Here is a 15,996-nt window from a genome sequence, read left to right as displayed (position 1 = left end):
CAGGCGTATCGAACCGGACTTTGACAACCATACGTGATCGCACAATGACCGCTCGTGACCAGATTGGCACACCGGTCCGGCAATTCCTCAACTGGGATGGGTGGCGGCCGACTGCATCATTGTGCTCGCCACCCAGCAACTGACGGAGTTCCTCGCCGTCGTCGCCGACCGGCCGGATGAGGCCGCCGCCCAGCATGCCGCCGTGGAGTGCGCCGTGCGCGCGCTCGATGCCGACCTCGCGCTGCTGATGGTCGACGGTGGCGTGGTGGCGGCGGTCGGACTGCCGCTCGAGCGCATTCCGGCGTACGCCCTGGCCGAGATCGCCGCCGGCCGGCGCTCCGCCTTCCGGGCCGACGGCCGCGACTACGCGGTCACCCTGACCCAGCTGGGCGGGGCTGTGCCGGGCATCCTGGTGCTCGGCCGCCACACCCCGTTCTCCATCGAGGAGGTGTGCCTGCTGCGCGGCATGGCCCGCGTCCTCGAGCTGAGCCTGCAGGCGCTGCAGCTGATCGAGGCGGAGCGCCGGCAGTCCGCCGAGAACGACCGCCTGATCACCTCGCTGCAGCGCCGGCAGCGATTGTTCGACGAGCTGAGCTCGGTGCAGCGGGCGATCGCCCGGCGCGAGCCGCTGCGCCGGATCCTCGACCAGATCACCGCGAGCGCGTCCGAGCTGCTCGACGTGGAGATGTCCGGCCTGACCGTGCTGGATCTCGACGACCCGAGCCGGACCAGCCTGATCGCCAGCCACGGCATCTCCGACGAGGGCGTGCAGCGACTGCAGGCCATGCCGGTCGCCACGCTCGGCGTCGCCGGCCTGGCGATGATGGGCGACGAGCTGGTCGCCGTCGACGACTACGCGAACTCGCCGATCGCCGTGCCGGACATCGTCCGGTCCCGGCTCAGGAGCGTGATGGCGGTGCCGGTGCACGAGGACGGCGTCGTGGTCGGCGCCCTCTTCGTCGGCTCCTTCCGGGGCGTGCGCGAGTGGGACCGGAGCGCCCAGGACGTCCTGCGGGCCTTCGCCGAGCACGTCAGCCTGGCCATCACCGACGCGCGCACGCTGCGCGAGATGAGCCACGCCTTCCACGACTCGCTGACCGGCCTGGCGAACCGCTCGCTGTTCACCACCCGGATGGAGAACGCGCTCGCCACCGCCGGGTCCGCCGGGGTCGCCACGCTGCTGGTCGACCTCGACCGGTTCAAGGTGGTGAACGACTCGCTCGGGCACGCCATGGGCGACCGGCTGCTGGCCGCGGTGGCCGACCGGCTGCGCGAGTGCCTGCGCACCGGGGACACCGCGGCGCGGCTGGGCGGCGACGAGTTCGCCGTGCTGCTCCCGGACGTCTCCGGGGTGGAGGCGGCGGTGCCGGTGGCGCGGCGGATCGTGGCCGCGCTGCGCGACCCGTTCGAGCTGGACGGGCGGGAGATCTACGCGAGCTGCAGCGTCGGCGTGGCGTACGCCGAGGCCGGCTCCACCGGCGCGGACGACCTGCAGGTTCGCGCGGACCTGGCCATGTTCGAGGCGAAGAAGCTGGGCAAGGACCAGTTCGCGGTCTTCGAGCCGGCCATGCGCGAGTCCTTCCAGAAGCACCTGCAGATGGAGGCGGACCTGCGCCGGGCGGTGCTGCGGCACGAGTTCGAGCTGCGCTTCCAGCCGATCGTGCGGCTGCGCACCGAGGAGATCTCCGGCCTGGAGGCGCTGGTCCGCTGGCAGCACCCGGAGCGCGGGATGATCCCGCCGATGGAGTTCATCCCGCTCGCCGAGGAGACCGGGATGATCGTGCCGATCGGCGAGTGGGTGCTGCGCGAGGCGTGCCGCCAGGCGGCCCGGTGGAACGCCCAGCGCGCGGACGGGCAGAAGCCGCTGACCGTCAGCGTGAACCTCTCCGCGGTCCAACTGGAGCGCGCCGACCTGCCGCAGCTGGTCTCGTCGGCGCTCGCGGAGAGCGGGCTGCCGGCCCGGTGCCTGGTCATCGAGCTGACCGAGTCGCTGTTGGTGGACCACCGGCCGGAGACGCTGGACCGGCTGCGCGAGATCAAGGCGCTCGGGGTGCGGCTGGCGATCGACGACTTCGGCACCGGGTACTCGTCGCTGGCGTACCTCCGGAACTTCCCGGTCGACATCATCAAGATCGACAAGTCGTTCGTCGACGACATCGGCGACCTGCCGGCCGCGGCGGCGCTGACACTCGGCATCATCCAGCTGGGCCAGGCGCTGCAGCTGTCCACGGTCGCCGAGGGCATCGAGCACATCGGCCAGCTCAGCGAGCTGACCGACGGCAACTGCGAGCTGGGGCAGGGCTACTACTTCGCCGAGCCGCTGACCGCGGAAGCGATGGACGACCTGCTCTTCCCCTCCTAGAAAGCCCCGGCCAGGATCGCGCCCAGGCCCGCGGCGCCCAGCCCGGCCAGCACGCTGACCAGCACGTACGCGAAGGCCTTCGCCGGTTCCCCGCGGCGGGCGAAGGTCAGCGCCTCCCAGGAGAACGTCGAGTACGTGGTGAGCGCCCCGCAGAATCCGGTGCCGACCAGCGCGGTCGGGCCGGGCGGCAGCGACGAGCCGAGCACCAGGCCGAGCACCAGCGAGCCGGCCGCGTTCACGGCCAGCGTGCCCCACGGGAACGCGGGACCGTAGCGGGCCTGGAGGTAACGGTCGGTGAGGTAGCGCAACGGCGCCCCGATCGCCGCGCCGACCGCGACCATCAGCACGGTCATCGGCCCGGCTCCCCGGCGGAGGCCAGCGAACTGCCGGCCCAGACCGCGAGGAGCGCGCCGAGGACTGTGGCGGCCAGGTAGACCACGGCCACGGTGGGCTCGGCGCGCAGCACCTCCACCTCGGCGGTGGAGAACGTGGTGTACCCGCCGAGCACGCCGGTGCCGAGGAACAGCCGGGTCAGCCGGTGACCGGGCCGGAACCGGGCGAGCAGGGTGTGCAACACGCCGATCAGGAAGCATCCGGAGACGTTCGTCGCCCAGGTGGCCCACGGGAAGTCGGCAGGGGCGTGCGGCCAGGTGGCGCCGATGGCGTACCGGGCCAGCGCGCCGAGCACCCCGCCGGCCGCGACGGCGGCCAGGCCCGGGCGGTCCACGTCGAGATCCATCACCGGGGACGGTATCGCGCGGGCGGCCGGGGGGACGTGGCGGCGTCCTCCCCGACCGGTTCCGGGCGCTTCGGGGCAGATCCGTCGATGACGGTGAAACGACGTGAAACAGGCGATGTAAATGCCTGTTGACCTGCGCCTCGGCGATTTCAGCGTCCACTGTAGGCGATGATCTTGCGCGGTGGAAACCGGCCCCCGCGGCCGGCGCCCCGCGCATCACGATCGAGGGCGCTCGGCCGTACGGCCGCATCGGTGCGGCCCGGCCGCGAAGCGCACCCGGACCACACCGCGGACCTCAGCCCACCGGGGTGAGCGGACGCCGTGCCGCCGGCGCCGGCCCGGCCACGGCCGGCACGTCGTGGGCGATCGCCGGGAGCCAGCGCAGCCAGCGCGGGAGCCACCAGTTCGCCCGGCCGAGCAGGGCCATCACGGCCGGCAGCAGCACCGCCCGGACGATCGTCGCGTCCAGCAGCACCGCCGCCGCCAGCCCGACGCCCAGCTCCTTCGTCGAATTCAGCGGCAGCGTCGCGAACAGCGCGAAGACCGCAACCATCACCACCGCCGCGCTGGTGATCACGCCGGCCGTCCGGCCGATGCCCTCGCGGACCGCCTCCCGCGTGCTCAGGCCCTGGTCGTGGCCCTCCCGGATCCGGCTGAGCACGAAGACGTGGTAGTCCATCGACAGGCCGAACAGGATCACGAACAGGAACAGCGGCATCCAGTTGGTGATGCCGCCGGTGGACGCGAAGTCCAGCTGCCTCTCGAAGTGCCCGTACTGGAAGACGTAGACCAGCATGCCGTAGGCCGCGGCCACGGAGAGCAGGTTGAGCACCACGCCGGTGACCGCGATCACCACCGAGCGGAACGACACCAGCAGGAGCAGGAACGCCAGCCCCAGCACGAATCCGAAGACCCAGGGCAGGCTCCCGTCGAGCTGCTCGTTGAAGTCGGCGTTCGCCGCGGTCTCGCCGGAGACCAGGGCGGTCGTGCCGGGCAGCGCGCCGAACGTGTCCGGGACGATCCGGTCACGCAGCGTCCGGAGGGCCGCCGTGGCCGTACTGTCGTCGCCCTTGCCGACCAGGCCCACCGAGACCACCGCGACCGTTCCGGCGGGGTTGACCTCGACGTCGATCGGCTCGACCAGCTGCCCACTCGCCTTCGCCTGCGCACGGAACCCGGCGAGCGCCCGTCCGAACGGCTCGCCGCGCACCGAGTCACGGCGCACCACCACCCGGGCCGGCGTGGTCCGGCTCGGGAACGCCTCGCCGATCGCCTTGTACGCCTGCACGATCGGCGCGTCGGCCGGCAGCCCGTCGATGCCCTCCGACTTGGTCCTCAGGTCCAGGGCCGGCGCCGCCAGCGCGCCCAGCGCCGCCACCGCGACCAGCACCGAGACCAGCGGCTTGGCCAGCACCACCCGGAGCAGACCGGCCCACACCCGGCCGCCGGCACGCCGCCGGTACAGCCCCGGGATCCTGATCGCGTCGACCCGGTCGCCGAGAGCCGAGAGCAGCGCCGGCAGCACGGTCAGCGAGCCCAGCACGGCGGTCGTGACCACCAGGATGGTGCCCAGCCCGAAGCTCACGAACGTGGTGTCGTGAGTGAGGAACATGCCGGCCATCGCCACCACCACGGTGAGACCGGAGACCCAGATCGACCGGCCGGAGGTCTGCGCGGCGATCATCAGGGCCCGGTGCGGATCGGCCCCGGCGCGCCGCTCGTCGCGCTCCCGGCGGATGTAGAACAGGCAGTAGTCGACCCCGACCGCGAGCCCGACCAGCAGCATCACGTGCGAGGTGGCGTCGACCGTCGGCGCCAGCCGGCTGAACCCGGCCATCAGGCCGATCGCCGCGACCACAGCGGTCACCGCCAGGCCCACCGGCAGCAGCGCGGCCACCACCGCGCCGAACGCGACCAGCAGGATGCCGAGCGTGACCGGGATGGAGAGCATCGACAACCGGGCCAGCCCGGCGTCCAGCTCGTCGCCGATCAGCTTGTCCCCGCTGGCGTCACCACCCTCGACGATCAACAGGTCCGGGTGCGCGGCCTGCGCCTTCGCCACCGCGTCCAGCGCCGGGCCGACCCGGTCCGCCGCGGTCTCCGGGTCACCCCGGACGCTGAACGAGACAAGCGTCGACCGGCCGTCCGGCGACTCGATCGGCTGCTGCACCCCTGTCACGTCGCTCAGCGTCGCCAGCGTCCGGGTGACCTCCGCGGTGGCGGCCGCCCGGTCGGCGCCGGCCCGGTCCTGGATCAGCACCATCTCACCGGCCGGCCGCTCCGGGAAGCCCGCCCCCTCGACGATCTTCTCGGCCCGGCCGGACTCGCCGTTCCCCTGGTCCGCGCCGGACGCCGCGAGCGTGCCCAGCATGCCGCTGAGAACGGTGGCGGCGGCCACGAACGCGATCCACCCCAGGATCGCGAGCACCCGGTGGCGGGCGCTCCAGATCGCCACCCGAGGCGCGATCCCCTTGACTTTCCCCCTGTGCTCCATGCCTGAAGACGCTATGGACCACAGCGATCACGATGAAGCCAGCAAGCCCCCCCGGACCGGGGTAGGGCCAGCCCTACGTCTGCAGGTAGGCCAGCACCGCCAGGACCCGCCGGTGCTGTTCCTCGTCCTGGTACAGGTTCAGCTTGGTGAAGATGTTCCGGACGTGCTTCTCCACCGCGCCCTCGGTGACCACCATCTTGCGGGCGATCGCGGTGTTCGACATGCCCTCGGCCATCAGGCCCAGCACCTCGCGCTCGCGCGGGGTCAGGCTGCGCAGCGGATCGTCGCGCCGGCGCCGCACCAGCAGCTGACCGACCACCTCGGGGTCGAGCACGGTGCCGCCCTCGGCGACCCGGCGCAGGCCGTCCAGGAAGTCGGCGACCAGCGACACCCGGTCCTTGAGCAGATAGCCGACCGCCCCCCGGCGATCGGCCAGCAAGTCGTCCGCGTAGGAGACCTCGACGTACTGGGAGAGCACCAGGATCGGCGTCCCCGGCACCGCGGCACGGGCCTCGACGGCGGCCCGCAGGCCCTCGTCGGTGTGCGACGGCGGCATCCGGACATCCACGATCGAGACGTCCGGACGGTGTTGCTTGACGGCCTCCACGAGCGAGGGCCCGTCGCCGACGGCCGCGACCACCGTGTGGCCGTTCTCCTCGACCAGGCGAACCAGGCCCTCCCGCAACAGCACCGCATCGTCGGCGATAACCACCCGCATGCGGCCACTCTGTCAGATTCGTTCTCCCTCAGAGGGGCAGGGCCGCGGTCAGGCACGTCCCCTCGCCCTCGGCGCTGTCCACGGCCAGCACCCCGCCGGCCGCCTTGACCCGGTCCTCCAGGCCGGCCAGCCCATGCCCCTTGGCCAGGCTCGCGCCACCCACCCCGTCGTCGGAGACCGTCACCAGCAGCCCGGTGGCGATCCGCTGCACGCTGACCTGCACCTCGCTGGCGTGACTGTGCTTGGCGACGTTGGTCAGCGCCTCGGCGACCACGAAGTACGCCGTCGACTCGACCGCCGGGTCCAGCCGCTCGTACACCGGCGCGTCCAGATCCACCGGGACGGTGCAGCGGCCGGCCAGCGCGGTCAGCGCGGCCTGCAGGCCCCGGTCCACCAGGATCGGCGGGGCGATCCCGCGGGACAGCGCCCGCAGCTCGTCGAGCGTCTCGCGGGTCTGGGCGAGCGCCTCGGCCACGGTCACCCGGGCCAACTCCGGGTCGGAGGCGAACTGCTGCTCGGCACGGCCCAGATCCATCGCCAGCCGGACCAGCCGCTGCTGCGGGCCGTCGTGGATGTCGCGCTCCAGCTTGCGCAGCGCGGTCGCCTCGGCCGAGACGGCGGCCGCCTTCTGCTCCTGCGCCACGTCCCGGGCCGCGTTCGCCTCGACCACCTGCCGCCGCAACTCGTCGACACCGCTGAGCAGGCCGCGGGCGAACAGTGCCTCGACCAGCGCCGCCCCGCGCACCACCGGGACCAGGGTCACCGCGAAGAACGCGCCGACGATCAGGTAGCACGTGATCCGGGTGGCCGCGTTGTCCGCGAAGCCGAGCAGTTCCGGCAGCTCCATGTTGTCCGGCGTGTGCGGGACAGCCCAGTCGTACAGCGGATAGGTGAGGCCGCTCAGCGCCCCGAACCACCAGGTGAAGACGAAGCAGAACGCGATCGTGCTGGGGATGAACCGGAAGATGCCGTGCACCATGTCCAACCAGGACTGACCGTCGGCGATCGGGCTGAACAACTTGCCGACCCAGCCCTTCGACCTGGCCGAGCGGTAGTGCGGATGCGGGATCTGCCGGCGCAGCACCGGGCCGATCCGCAGCCGCTCCAGGTGGGCGAAGCCGCGGGACATGGCCAGCGCGCCGGCCAGCAGCGGCAGGCCGACCCAGATGATCGCGGTGCCGACGCCCACCGCGAACCCGGTCAGGCAGAGCACGATCGTGATGATCCCGAGAGGGAAGCCGAGCAGCACGTACTGCGTGTCGATGCCCAGCTGGCGCAGGTGACGCGGCGGGTTTGTCATGCCCTCGACGGTAGGCACCGGCGCTCTCCGATCCGATCCCGCGGACCGCCCACCCGGCGGTAGGGTTAACCCGACCGTCAGGGCGCGGTCACGTCGATGACGACCTTGCCAACGGCGTGATTCTCGACCGCCTCGTGCGCGCGCGCCACCCCGTCCAGCGGGAAACGGACGATCGGCAGGCCGTGCTCCTCCCCCACCCGGAAGACGCCCGAGTTCACCGCCTCGGCGACCGCCGCCACCGCGTTCTCCTTCTGCCGCGGCGTGGTGGTGCAGGTGAGCACGAAGTCCAGGCTGACGTTCTTGTACATCGCCGGAAAACTGGGCACGTCCAGCCGGGCGCCCAGGTAGATCGCGATGTGCCCGCCCGGGGCGACCACGTCCAGATCGAGCTCCAGGTTCCCGGTGTCCACCTCGACGATCAGGTGCGGGCCGGCGCCGCTGAGCTCCCGGACCCGGGCCGCCACGTCCTCCTCGCGGTAGTCGATCACCTCGTCGGCGCCCGCCGCGCCGGCCAGCTCGGCCTTGGCCTTGCCGCTCACCGTGGTCAGCACGGTGGCGCCGGCCCACTTGGCGAGCTGGATCGCGGCGTTGCCGACCGCACCGGCCCCGCCGGCCACCAGCACCGTCCGCCCGGCCAGCGCGCCCGGCCCCAGGCGCGCCGGGCCGTCCCCGGCCACGGTGAGGCAGCGGTGCGCGGTCAGCGCCGGGATGCCGAGGGCCGCGCCCACCTCGAACGGGACGTCGTCGTGCATCCGGACCACCTGGCGGCGGGGCAGCACGACGTACTCCTGGGCGGTGCCGTCCGCCCGGCCGAAACCCGCGTCCCAGACCCAGACCCGGTCACCCGGCTCCAGGCCGGTCACCCCCTCGCCCACCGCGTCGACCACACCGGACCCGTCCTGGTTCGGCACCCGCGGCGGCGCCACCCCGTCCGGCACCCCGCGGCCGGAACGGGTGCCGGTGTCGGTCGGGTTCACCGCGGAGAGCACGATGCGCACCCGGACCTCGCCGGCGCCGGTGAGCGGCAGGGCACGGTCGACGATCCGGAGGACCTGGGCGGCGGGACCGGGCCCGTGGAAGACGGCAGCACGCATCAACCCACCCTATGACCCGTCACAAGGCCCGGCTCATCACCAGACGGGGCCACCGGTCCAGCCCGTGCGCGGCCTCCTCGGCCCGGATCGCCCGCAGGCCCGGCGTCACCTCGGCGTCCGGCACCGGGCGGAAGCCGAGACGCCGGTAGTACGGCGCGTTCCAGGGCACCTCGGCGAAAGTGGTCAGGGTCAGCGCCGGCGCGCCCCACTGCCGGCCCCAGGCCGCGACGGTTCCGATCAGATCCGCGCCGAGCCTCTGGCCGGCGTGGGCCGGGTGCACGGAGACCTGTTCGAGATGCGCGAGGCCGTCGACGCGCTTCGCGATGGCGTACGCCACCGGCCCGTCCCCGGCCCCGGCCACCACCCAGGCCCGCCCGTCCCGCTGGTACTCCAGCAGCTCGGCGGTCGGGAGCGGCTCGTCCCGCGCGACCGGTCCCATCTCCACCGCCAGGAACAGCCGCCCGGCATCGACCTCGATCCGCCGCATCGCCGGGATGTCGGATTCCCGGGCCGGTCTGATCATTCGTCCTCCCACCGTGTTCCGCCGATTCAACCCCGCCCGGGCTCAGCGGCTCCACCCGGTTGCCGAACAGGAGTAGGCACACCGCCCCGCTCTGGAGGTCCACGTGTTCACCGTTCTGATCGCCGACGACGAGGCCGACCACCGGGAACTGCTGGCCTTCGCGTTGCGCAGATTCGGCTACCAGGTGGTGACCGCCGGCGACGCCGGCAGCGCGTTCGACGCGCTGGCCGGCGGCGGCATCGACGCCGCCCTGATCGACGTCCGGATGCCCGGCGCCTCGGGCATCGACCTGTGTCGCCGGATCCGCAGCGACCCCACCCTGGAGTCGTTACCGATCATGGTGGTCAGCGCGGACGTGCACCGGGAACGGATCACCGCGGCCCTGCACGCCGGCGCCGACGACTACCTGACCAAGCCGTTCGTCCGGGACGAGCTGGTGGCGCGGCTCGGTGAGCTGCTGCGCCGGCCGGGGACCGGGTCGTGCCGGTCGGCGGCGGCCGCCCGCGTCGCGCTGGCCGCCGCCCGGCAGGCCGTCCCGCCCGCGCCGCCCACCCGGCACTCCGCCGCTCGGCACGGGACCGGGGTGACACCGGGCGCGGCGTAGGGTTCCCCGCATGGAACCGGTCCGGTACGCCACCGCCGCCGGGCGCCGGGTGCTGCTGGCCACCGTGCTCGGCTCCAGCCTCGCGTTCATCGACGCCACAGTCGTCAATCTCGCCCTGCCCGAGCTGGGTCGTGACCTGGGCGCGTCCGCCGCCGCTCTGCAGTGGACGATCAACGGCTACGCGCTGTCGCTCGCCTCGCTGATCCTGGTCGGCGGCTCACTCGGCGACCGGTTCGGCCGCAAGCGCGTCTTCCTGGCCGGCATCACCTGGTTCGCGCTGGCCTCGCTGCTCTGCGGCCTCGCGCCGAACGCCGAGCTGCTGATCGCCGCCCGCGTCCTGCAGGGCATCGGCGGCGCGCTGCTCACCCCGGGCGCCCTGGCCATCCTGGAGGCGTCGTTCGTGCCGGAGGACCGCGCGCGGGCCATCGGCGCGTGGTCCGGGCTGGGCGGCATCGGCGGGGCGCTCGGCCCGTTCCTCGGCGGCTGGCTGCTCGAGATCGGCAGCTGGCGGTACCTCTTCCTGATCAACGTGCCGGTGGCCGCGCTGGTGGTCCGGGTCGCGCTCCGGCACGTGCCGGAGTCCCGCAACCCGTCCGCGGCCCACGGCTTCGACATCGCCGGACTGCTCACCGGCGCCGCCGGTCTGGGCGGCCTGACCTACGGCTTCACCGCCTGGCCGGCCCACGGCGCGGGCTCCCCGCTGGTGCTGTTCCCGCTGGCCGCCGGCGTGCTCGGGATGGCCGCGTTCGTCCTGTCCGAGCGGCGCTCCGCCCATCCGATGATCCCACCGGAGATCTTCCGGCACCGCGCCTTCACCGGCGCCAACCTGGTGACCTTCCTGGTCTACGCGGCGAACGGCGGCGTGTTCTTCCTGGTCGTGGTCAATCTGCAGGTGGTCGCGGGCTATCCGGCGCTGGCCGCCGGCCTGGCCATGCTCCCGGTCACGGTGATCATGCTGCTGCTCTCGGCCCGCGGCGGCGCGCTCGGCCAGCGGATCGGGCCGCGCATCCCGATGACCGCCGGGCCGCTGCTCTGCGCCACGGCGCTGGTGCTGATGTCGGCGATGGGCCCCGGCGCGCCCTACCCGACGCGTGTCCTCCCCGCCGTCGTACTCTTCGGCCTGGGCCTGGCCCTGCTGGTCGCGCCGCTCACCGCGACCGCGCTGGGCGCGCTGGACGACGCGCACGCCGGGATCGCCTCCGGCGTCAACAACGCGGTGGCGCGGGCCGCCGGCCTGCTCGCGGTCGCGGTCCTGCCGCTCGCGGCGGGCCTCGGCTCGGGGTCGCTCACCGAAGCCGCCCAGCTCCACCCGGTCTACCACCACGCCATGCTGATCTGCGCGGCGTTGATGGTCGCCGGCTCGCTCACCGCCTTCCTGACCATCCCCACCCGGCTGGCCAAGCCCACCCCGAACCGCTCCTTCTGCGATCCCGCGGCCCCACCCACCCAGACCACCACGTCCGCCTGAGCCGGACCCGCACAGCCCCTCACGCACGCCGAGACCCCTCTGACCAGCAGCCAGACCCGCCCGGCTGGCCGTGCCTCACGCTCACCGAGACACCCGGGGCGGCCGGACGCCGGGCCTCGTCCGGCGCTCGGGAGTGGGTCAGGTGGGGGTGGCGGTGCCGAGGATCTTGCCGTCGCTGTCGGTGATGACTATGGCCCGGACGTCGGTTGCCGGGAACGAGCTGGAACCCTCGACCTTGGCCGTGTGCTCAGGCGTCTCGCCCCAGACGGCGGCCTGCTGAGTCGTGCCGTCGGCCTTCTTGACCATGCAGAAGAACGGGGCCTTGCCCTGCATCCCGGTCATGTTCAGCGCGACCGCGACACCCCACGTCTTCTTGGTGAGCACCGCCTGCCCGCCCATCCCGCTCCCGGTCGCCGCCTGGAAGTTCGCGGTGATGGTCTGCGCCGCGACGGGCGGCTGCTGCGACGGGCCGCCGTCGCCGCGGTTGAGGATCACGCCGTACCCGATGGCGCCGGCCGCGATCACCGCCACCGACGCGGCGACCAGCCACCGCACCCGGCTGACCCGGGTCTCCCGGGTCTTCTCCGCCCGCATCCGGCTGAGCAGGTTCTCGATGTTCTGCGGACTCGGCCGCGCGGCCGGGGCGACCGTGAGCGGCGGAAGATCACCCCCCAGGTGCCGGGCGTCCGGCAGGTGCTGCAGCATCTCCGGCACCGGCGCGAGCCGGTCCAACTCGGCCCGGCACTCGGCGCAGTCGTGCAGGTGCGCGTCGAGCCGGTCGGTGTCCGCCTCGTCCAGGCCGCCCAGCAGGTATCCGCCCAGCAGGCGGTGCAGGCTGTCGTGCTCGTCGAGATCGCTCATGCCACACCCCCGCTCCGCAGCATGCCCATCTCCTCGAAGACTGCCCGGAGCGCGCGCACCGCGTAGTAGGCGCGCGATTTCACCGTGCCCTCCGGCACCGAGAGCCGTCGTGCCGCGTCGGCCACGCTCTGCCCCTCGTAATACATGGCCTGTATCACCGCCCGGTGTTCCGGGGAGAGCCGTTCCAGCGCTTCCGCGACCAGCCAGCCCTCCACCATCTGATCGACATTGTCCGCCGACGGCACGGAGTTGACCGCGGTCTCGTCGGAAACCAACCTGGGCCGGCGCTGTTCCGCCCGCCACGCGTTGGTCACCACGTTGCGCGCGATGGTGAGCAGGTACGACCTGGTCCGCCCGGGTTCCGGGTCGAGGTGGTCGATGTGCTTCCAGGCGCGCAGCAACGTCTCCTGCACCAGATCCTCGGCCTTGTGCCGATCGGAGACGTATCGCGAGACGAAATTGATCAGTACTGCGTAGTGCTCCGTGTAGAGCGCGGTCATCAGTTGCTCGTCGGGGCTCACCCGTCGCTTCATCGGCGCCAGCTCCCATCGGGTTCCGCCCGGCCACCCGGATGTACATCGTGGCACGCGGATCGGTTCACGGTGGGGGCGGCGAACCGGAAAACATCGATGCCCGGCCTCTTAGGAGGGACCGGGCATCACCGGCCGGGCGGCGCGAGCCGCAAGACAGCGCAACCGGTGGGGCGGCGCGAGCGACGAGCCGGCGCCAGCCACAGAGGCGGCGCGAGCCGTGCGGATCAGCAGGCGCCGCGGCCGCCGTAACGGAACGTCCGGGTGCTCAGCTGCGCCACGGTGTAGTAGTCGCTGGTGGTGCGCACCACGATGTCCGGCGTCGGGCCGTTGAGGTACGCCACGCTGCCGATCCGGGCCGAGGTGGTGTCGTCAGAGTTCCTGCCGTTGCCCATCTCGGTGCACGGCTTCTCGGAGGACGCCGCGACCTCGCCGAAGACCTGGACCAGGCCGGTCTTGGTGAACGACACGTCGCCCCAGAGCTTGGCCGGGAAGTAGCCGACCCACTCGGTGTCGTACGCCACCCACCAGGCGTCGTTGTAGAACTGGATGCCGAACCGCTTCTGCTGGTCGACGGCGAGCGTGTCGCCGGGCTTCACGGTCCTGCTGTACTGCACGAAGCCGCAGCCGTTGTAGCAGGACGTCTGGCGGTTGACCCAGTGGTAGACGAACATGTGCGGGTCGTCGTCGCCGTTGACCACGCGGTCCACGTTCCAGCCGACCTCGACGATCTGGTTGCCGTCCGCGGACTGCACGGCCAGCTCGGCGAGCGTGTGGTAGTCCCGCTTGCCCAGCCTCGGCTTGTTGATGGTCAGGTTGACGTAGGCGCCGTCCGAGACGGCGGCCTGCGAGCCGACGTTGTAGATGAAGTTCACCGTCGGCCCGGAGCTGCCCGGCGAGGCGAAGGCGGAGGCGGACGGCGAAGCCGACGGGGAGTCCGATGCGGATTCGGACGGGTCGGCCGACGGCTCCGGCGGCACCACATTGGTCTTCGCGGTCCGCAGGAACGTCGACTTGTTGCTGCGCCCCTTCGGCGCGTACTCGTCGGCGGGCGCCCCGCTGTCACCCTCGGCCGGCGCGGCGACGCTGAGCCCGGCAACCTTGAGGGCCTTGCTCGTGGCCCCGTCCTTGCCGCGCTTGACCCGCTGCGGCCGGGCGCCCCACGGCAGCTCGGCGGGGGGCCGGAGAGCGGGGGCGGCGGCGGTGGCCGGCGCGGGCTCGTCCGGGATCTGCTCGGCACCCGCGTGGAGCGTGGAGACGACTCCGATCGCACCGATCACCGCGACGGCAAGGCTTGCGGCGAGCAGACCGCGGCGTGACTTCAACACGTGTCCGTCCTCGTTCATCGGGAGGGGAGCTGCGGCGGGGAGAGCACGCCAGGACCCGGCGGCGACCTCACCATATAGCCTTCTCAATTGCCCAGAGACGTCCCGACCAGGAACTCTGCCGTAACGGCTGAGGCCGTCGACCATTCCGGTGACACACTGCCCACTTTGTTCGACACAGCGTGCGCACGCTATTGCGGACGGCAATTGTTCGCACCACGTCACGAAAGAGGCAAAGATCATTATGCCTCTTTCGGGGGACGTGCCGGATCCGGGAAACCGCCCCACGCGATCAACTTCTGTGGTAAAACCTATCTTGCCGATAGGTTATGTATGTCGTCCCGAGGAGAAACGCATGTCCGCCACCGCCCTCCGCCTCGACCACCTCGCCATCGCCCGGCAATTCGCGAACGCGCCCCAGGAGTGGGTGGTGCCGCCGCGGTTCGACCCGGTACAGCGGTGGTATCACCGGCTGGCGGTCGCCGACGACCACGAGGTCTGGCTGCTCACCTGGCTGCCCGGCCAGCAGACCGAGCTGCACGACCACGGCGGCTCGGCCGGCGCGTTCCACGTCTTCAGTGGCACCCTCACCGAGGACACCGTCAATGGCCCGGCCGAGGCCCCCCGGGTGGTGACGCGCGACCTCGGCGAGGGCGCCGGCCGCCGGTTCGGCACACACCACGTCCACCGCATCGTCAACCGCGGCACCGACCCGGCGATCAGCGTGCACGTCTACGGCCCGGCCCTGACCGCGATGACCAAGTACCGCCTCGGCCCGGCCGGTCTGGAGGTCCTCACCGTGGACAAGGCCGGCGCCCAGTGGTGACCGCGGCCCCCGCCGGCTCCCGGAGCATCGCCGAGATTCTGGACGAGGCCCGAGCCCGCCTGAACCGCCTGGGCCCGCTGGAGACCGACACCGCGGTCCGCGACGGCGCCGTCCTGATCGACATCCGCCCGGCGGCCCAGCGCGCCGAGTTCGGCGAGATCCCGGACGCGCTGATCATCGAGCGCAACGTGCTGGAGTGGCGCCTCGACCCGCGCAGCGACGCCCGCCTGCCGTTCGCGGACAACTACGACCTGGCAGTGATCATCACCTGCCAGGAGGGTTACACCAGCAGCCTGGCCGCGGCCGCCCTGCAGAACCTCGGCCTGCACCGCGCGACCGACCTGGCCGGCGGCTTCAAGGCCTGGAAGGACGCCGGCCTGCCCACCACGGCGGCGGCCTGACCGGCAGAGCCTTGGCGGGCCCTGGGTCCCAGTCTCCCGATGCCCCGGCAGGGTCGGCCGGGCGAGCACTGGTCACCCCGGGTAGACGACATCCGAGCGTCCGCTGTAGAGGTGCCGGGCGCCGTCGGTCCGGTGACCGGTGTTCGGCGCGTCCAGCCAGACGACGTAGGGCGCGCCCGGGATCAGCCCGGTGATCGTGGTGCTGATCGTGCAACCGGTGCCGGCCGGGACGTCCTTCCAGGGCGGCTCCGGCTGGGCGCCGGTGACCAGCTCCTGCGGTACGGCGGTGACCCGGTAGTTCGAGTCGTACTGCCGGGGCCACTCCACCTTGAGGCCACGCGGGACCGGCGTCACCTCGATCGGGATCAGCACCTCCTCGGTCCGCGTGAAGGTCTTGGCGCAACCCGGATCCGGCGAGGCGGACAGGGTCGCGGCGCTGGGCCGGGGCCGGGGACCGAACGCGGACGGGGTGGGGCTGGCCGACGGGCTGCCGGTGCTGAGCAGCTGCCAGGTCTGGCCGGGGGTGGGTTCCGCGGCGGTCTCGGCCGTCTCGCCACCGCCGCAGCCGCCGGCGGCCAGCACCAGCGCCACCAGCATCGTCATGGTTCCGACCCGCCGCACTCCGGTCCCTCCCGTCTCCGCTTCCCACCTGAGATTCGGCGGCCTCCGCGGCCGGGCTTAGCGGCTGCGCCGACGACCAGCCCGCGACGGGGCGTCACGAGGTCACCGCGATACGTCAGGATCGCTGCCG

General features: G+C 72.4%; 16 protein-coding genes. 5 read left to right on the top strand and 11 right to left on the bottom strand.

The window, feature by feature from the left end:
• The first annotated feature begins 100 nt into the window (after positions 1-100).
• Positions 101-2,362, top strand: coding sequence for a putative bifunctional diguanylate cyclase/phosphodiesterase (locus Asi03nite_RS14530; RefSeq protein ID WP_239102680.1), 2,262 nt, complete (start codon positions 101-103; stop codon positions 2,360-2,362).
• On the opposite strand, the gene crcB is transcribed toward Asi03nite_RS14530, so the two are convergent.
• From crcB to Asi03nite_RS14495, 7 genes are all read right to left on the bottom strand, one after another.
• Positions 2,359-2,715: a fluoride efflux transporter CrcB gene (gene crcB, locus Asi03nite_RS14525; RefSeq protein WP_203680076.1), complete on the bottom strand. Its 357-nt coding sequence runs from the start codon at positions 2,713-2,715 to the stop codon at positions 2,359-2,361. The genes Asi03nite_RS14530 and crcB overlap by 4 nt on opposite strands.
• The gene (locus Asi03nite_RS14520; protein ID WP_203680075.1) at positions 2,712-3,101 is read right to left on the bottom strand and encodes a fluoride efflux transporter FluC; all 390 of its coding nucleotides are present in this window, start codon (positions 3,099-3,101) and stop codon (positions 2,712-2,714) included. The genes crcB and Asi03nite_RS14520 overlap by 4 nt, the downstream gene beginning before the upstream one ends.
• Positions 3,102-3,396: 295 nt before the next feature.
• Positions 3,397-5,595: an MMPL family transporter gene (locus Asi03nite_RS38510; protein WP_203680074.1), complete on the bottom strand. Its 2,199-nt coding sequence runs from the start codon at positions 5,593-5,595 to the stop codon at positions 3,397-3,399.
• A gap of 73 nt (positions 5,596-5,668) precedes the next feature.
• Positions 5,669-6,313: a response regulator gene (locus Asi03nite_RS14510; protein ID WP_203680072.1), complete on the bottom strand. Its 645-nt coding sequence runs from the start codon at positions 6,311-6,313 to the stop codon at positions 5,669-5,671.
• A 28-nt stretch (positions 6,314-6,341) separates the two neighbouring features.
• Positions 6,342-7,613 (bottom strand): sensor histidine kinase, encoded by a 1,272-nt coding sequence (locus Asi03nite_RS14505; RefSeq protein ID WP_203680070.1) that lies wholly within the window; start codon positions 7,611-7,613, stop codon positions 6,342-6,344.
• A gap of 77 nt (positions 7,614-7,690) precedes the next feature.
• On the bottom strand, positions 7,691-8,707 hold the full coding sequence (locus tag Asi03nite_RS14500; RefSeq protein WP_203680068.1) for an NADPH:quinone reductase: 1,017 nt from the start codon (positions 8,705-8,707) through the stop codon (positions 7,691-7,693).
• Positions 8,708-8,726: 19 nt separating this feature from the next.
• Complete coding sequence (locus Asi03nite_RS14495; protein ID WP_203680066.1) at positions 8,727-9,230, bottom strand: GNAT family N-acetyltransferase; 504 nt, start codon at positions 9,228-9,230, stop codon at positions 8,727-8,729.
• A gap of 103 nt (positions 9,231-9,333) precedes the next feature.
• Here Asi03nite_RS14495 and Asi03nite_RS14490 point away from each other — a divergent pair, with 103 nt between their 5' ends.
• Together Asi03nite_RS14490 and Asi03nite_RS14485 are read left to right on the top strand one after the other, a co-directional pair.
• Positions 9,334-9,834 (top strand): response regulator transcription factor, encoded by a 501-nt coding sequence (locus Asi03nite_RS14490; RefSeq protein WP_203680064.1) that lies wholly within the window; start codon positions 9,334-9,336, stop codon positions 9,832-9,834.
• Positions 9,835-9,844: 10 nt separating this feature from the next.
• Entirely contained in the window at positions 9,845-11,302 is a 1,458-nt protein-coding gene (locus Asi03nite_RS14485; protein ID WP_203680062.1) for a DHA2 family efflux MFS transporter permease subunit, read from the top strand.
• 138 nt (positions 11,303-11,440) lie between these two features.
• Here Asi03nite_RS14485 and Asi03nite_RS14480 read toward each other — a convergent pair whose 3' ends face one another.
• The 3 genes from Asi03nite_RS14480 to Asi03nite_RS14470 form a co-directional block, all read right to left on the bottom strand.
• On the bottom strand, positions 11,441-12,163 hold the full coding sequence (locus tag Asi03nite_RS14480; RefSeq protein ID WP_203680060.1) for a zf-HC2 domain-containing protein: 723 nt from the start codon (positions 12,161-12,163) through the stop codon (positions 11,441-11,443).
• Positions 12,160-12,696, bottom strand: coding sequence for a sigma-70 family RNA polymerase sigma factor (locus Asi03nite_RS14475; protein WP_203680058.1), 537 nt, complete (start codon positions 12,694-12,696; stop codon positions 12,160-12,162). The genes Asi03nite_RS14480 and Asi03nite_RS14475 overlap by 4 nt, the downstream gene beginning before the upstream one ends.
• A 224-nt stretch (positions 12,697-12,920) precedes the next feature.
• Positions 12,921-14,021 (bottom strand): neprosin family prolyl endopeptidase, encoded by a 1,101-nt coding sequence (locus Asi03nite_RS14470; protein ID WP_239102679.1) that lies wholly within the window; start codon positions 14,019-14,021, stop codon positions 12,921-12,923.
• Between the two features lie 352 nt (positions 14,022-14,373).
• On the opposite strand from Asi03nite_RS14470, the gene Asi03nite_RS14465 reads away from it, so the two are divergent.
• Together Asi03nite_RS14465 and Asi03nite_RS14460 are read left to right on the top strand one after the other, a co-directional pair.
• Positions 14,374-14,844 carry a cysteine dioxygenase gene (locus tag Asi03nite_RS14465; protein WP_203680054.1) on the top strand — a complete coding sequence of 157 codons (471 nt, stop codon included), beginning with the start codon at positions 14,374-14,376 and terminating at the stop codon, positions 14,842-14,844.
• The gene (locus Asi03nite_RS14460) at positions 14,841-15,245 is read left to right on the top strand and encodes a rhodanese-like domain-containing protein (RefSeq protein WP_203680052.1); all 405 of its coding nucleotides are present in this window, start codon (positions 14,841-14,843) and stop codon (positions 15,243-15,245) included. The genes Asi03nite_RS14465 and Asi03nite_RS14460 overlap by 4 nt, the downstream gene beginning before the upstream one ends.
• A gap of 72 nt (positions 15,246-15,317) precedes the next feature.
• On the opposite strand, the gene Asi03nite_RS14455 is transcribed toward Asi03nite_RS14460, so the two are convergent.
• Positions 15,318-15,848, bottom strand: a complete 531-nt coding sequence (locus tag Asi03nite_RS14455) for a hypothetical protein (protein ID WP_203680050.1) — start codon at positions 15,846-15,848, stop codon at positions 15,318-15,320.
• Positions 15,849-15,996 lie beyond the last annotated feature (148 nt).

The sequence above is a fragment of the Actinoplanes siamensis genome, from assembly GCF_016862395.1.
Classification (GTDB): Bacteria; Actinomycetota; Actinomycetes; order Mycobacteriales; family Micromonosporaceae; genus Actinoplanes; species Actinoplanes siamensis.
This window is presented reverse-complemented; position numbering and strand designations above follow the sequence as displayed.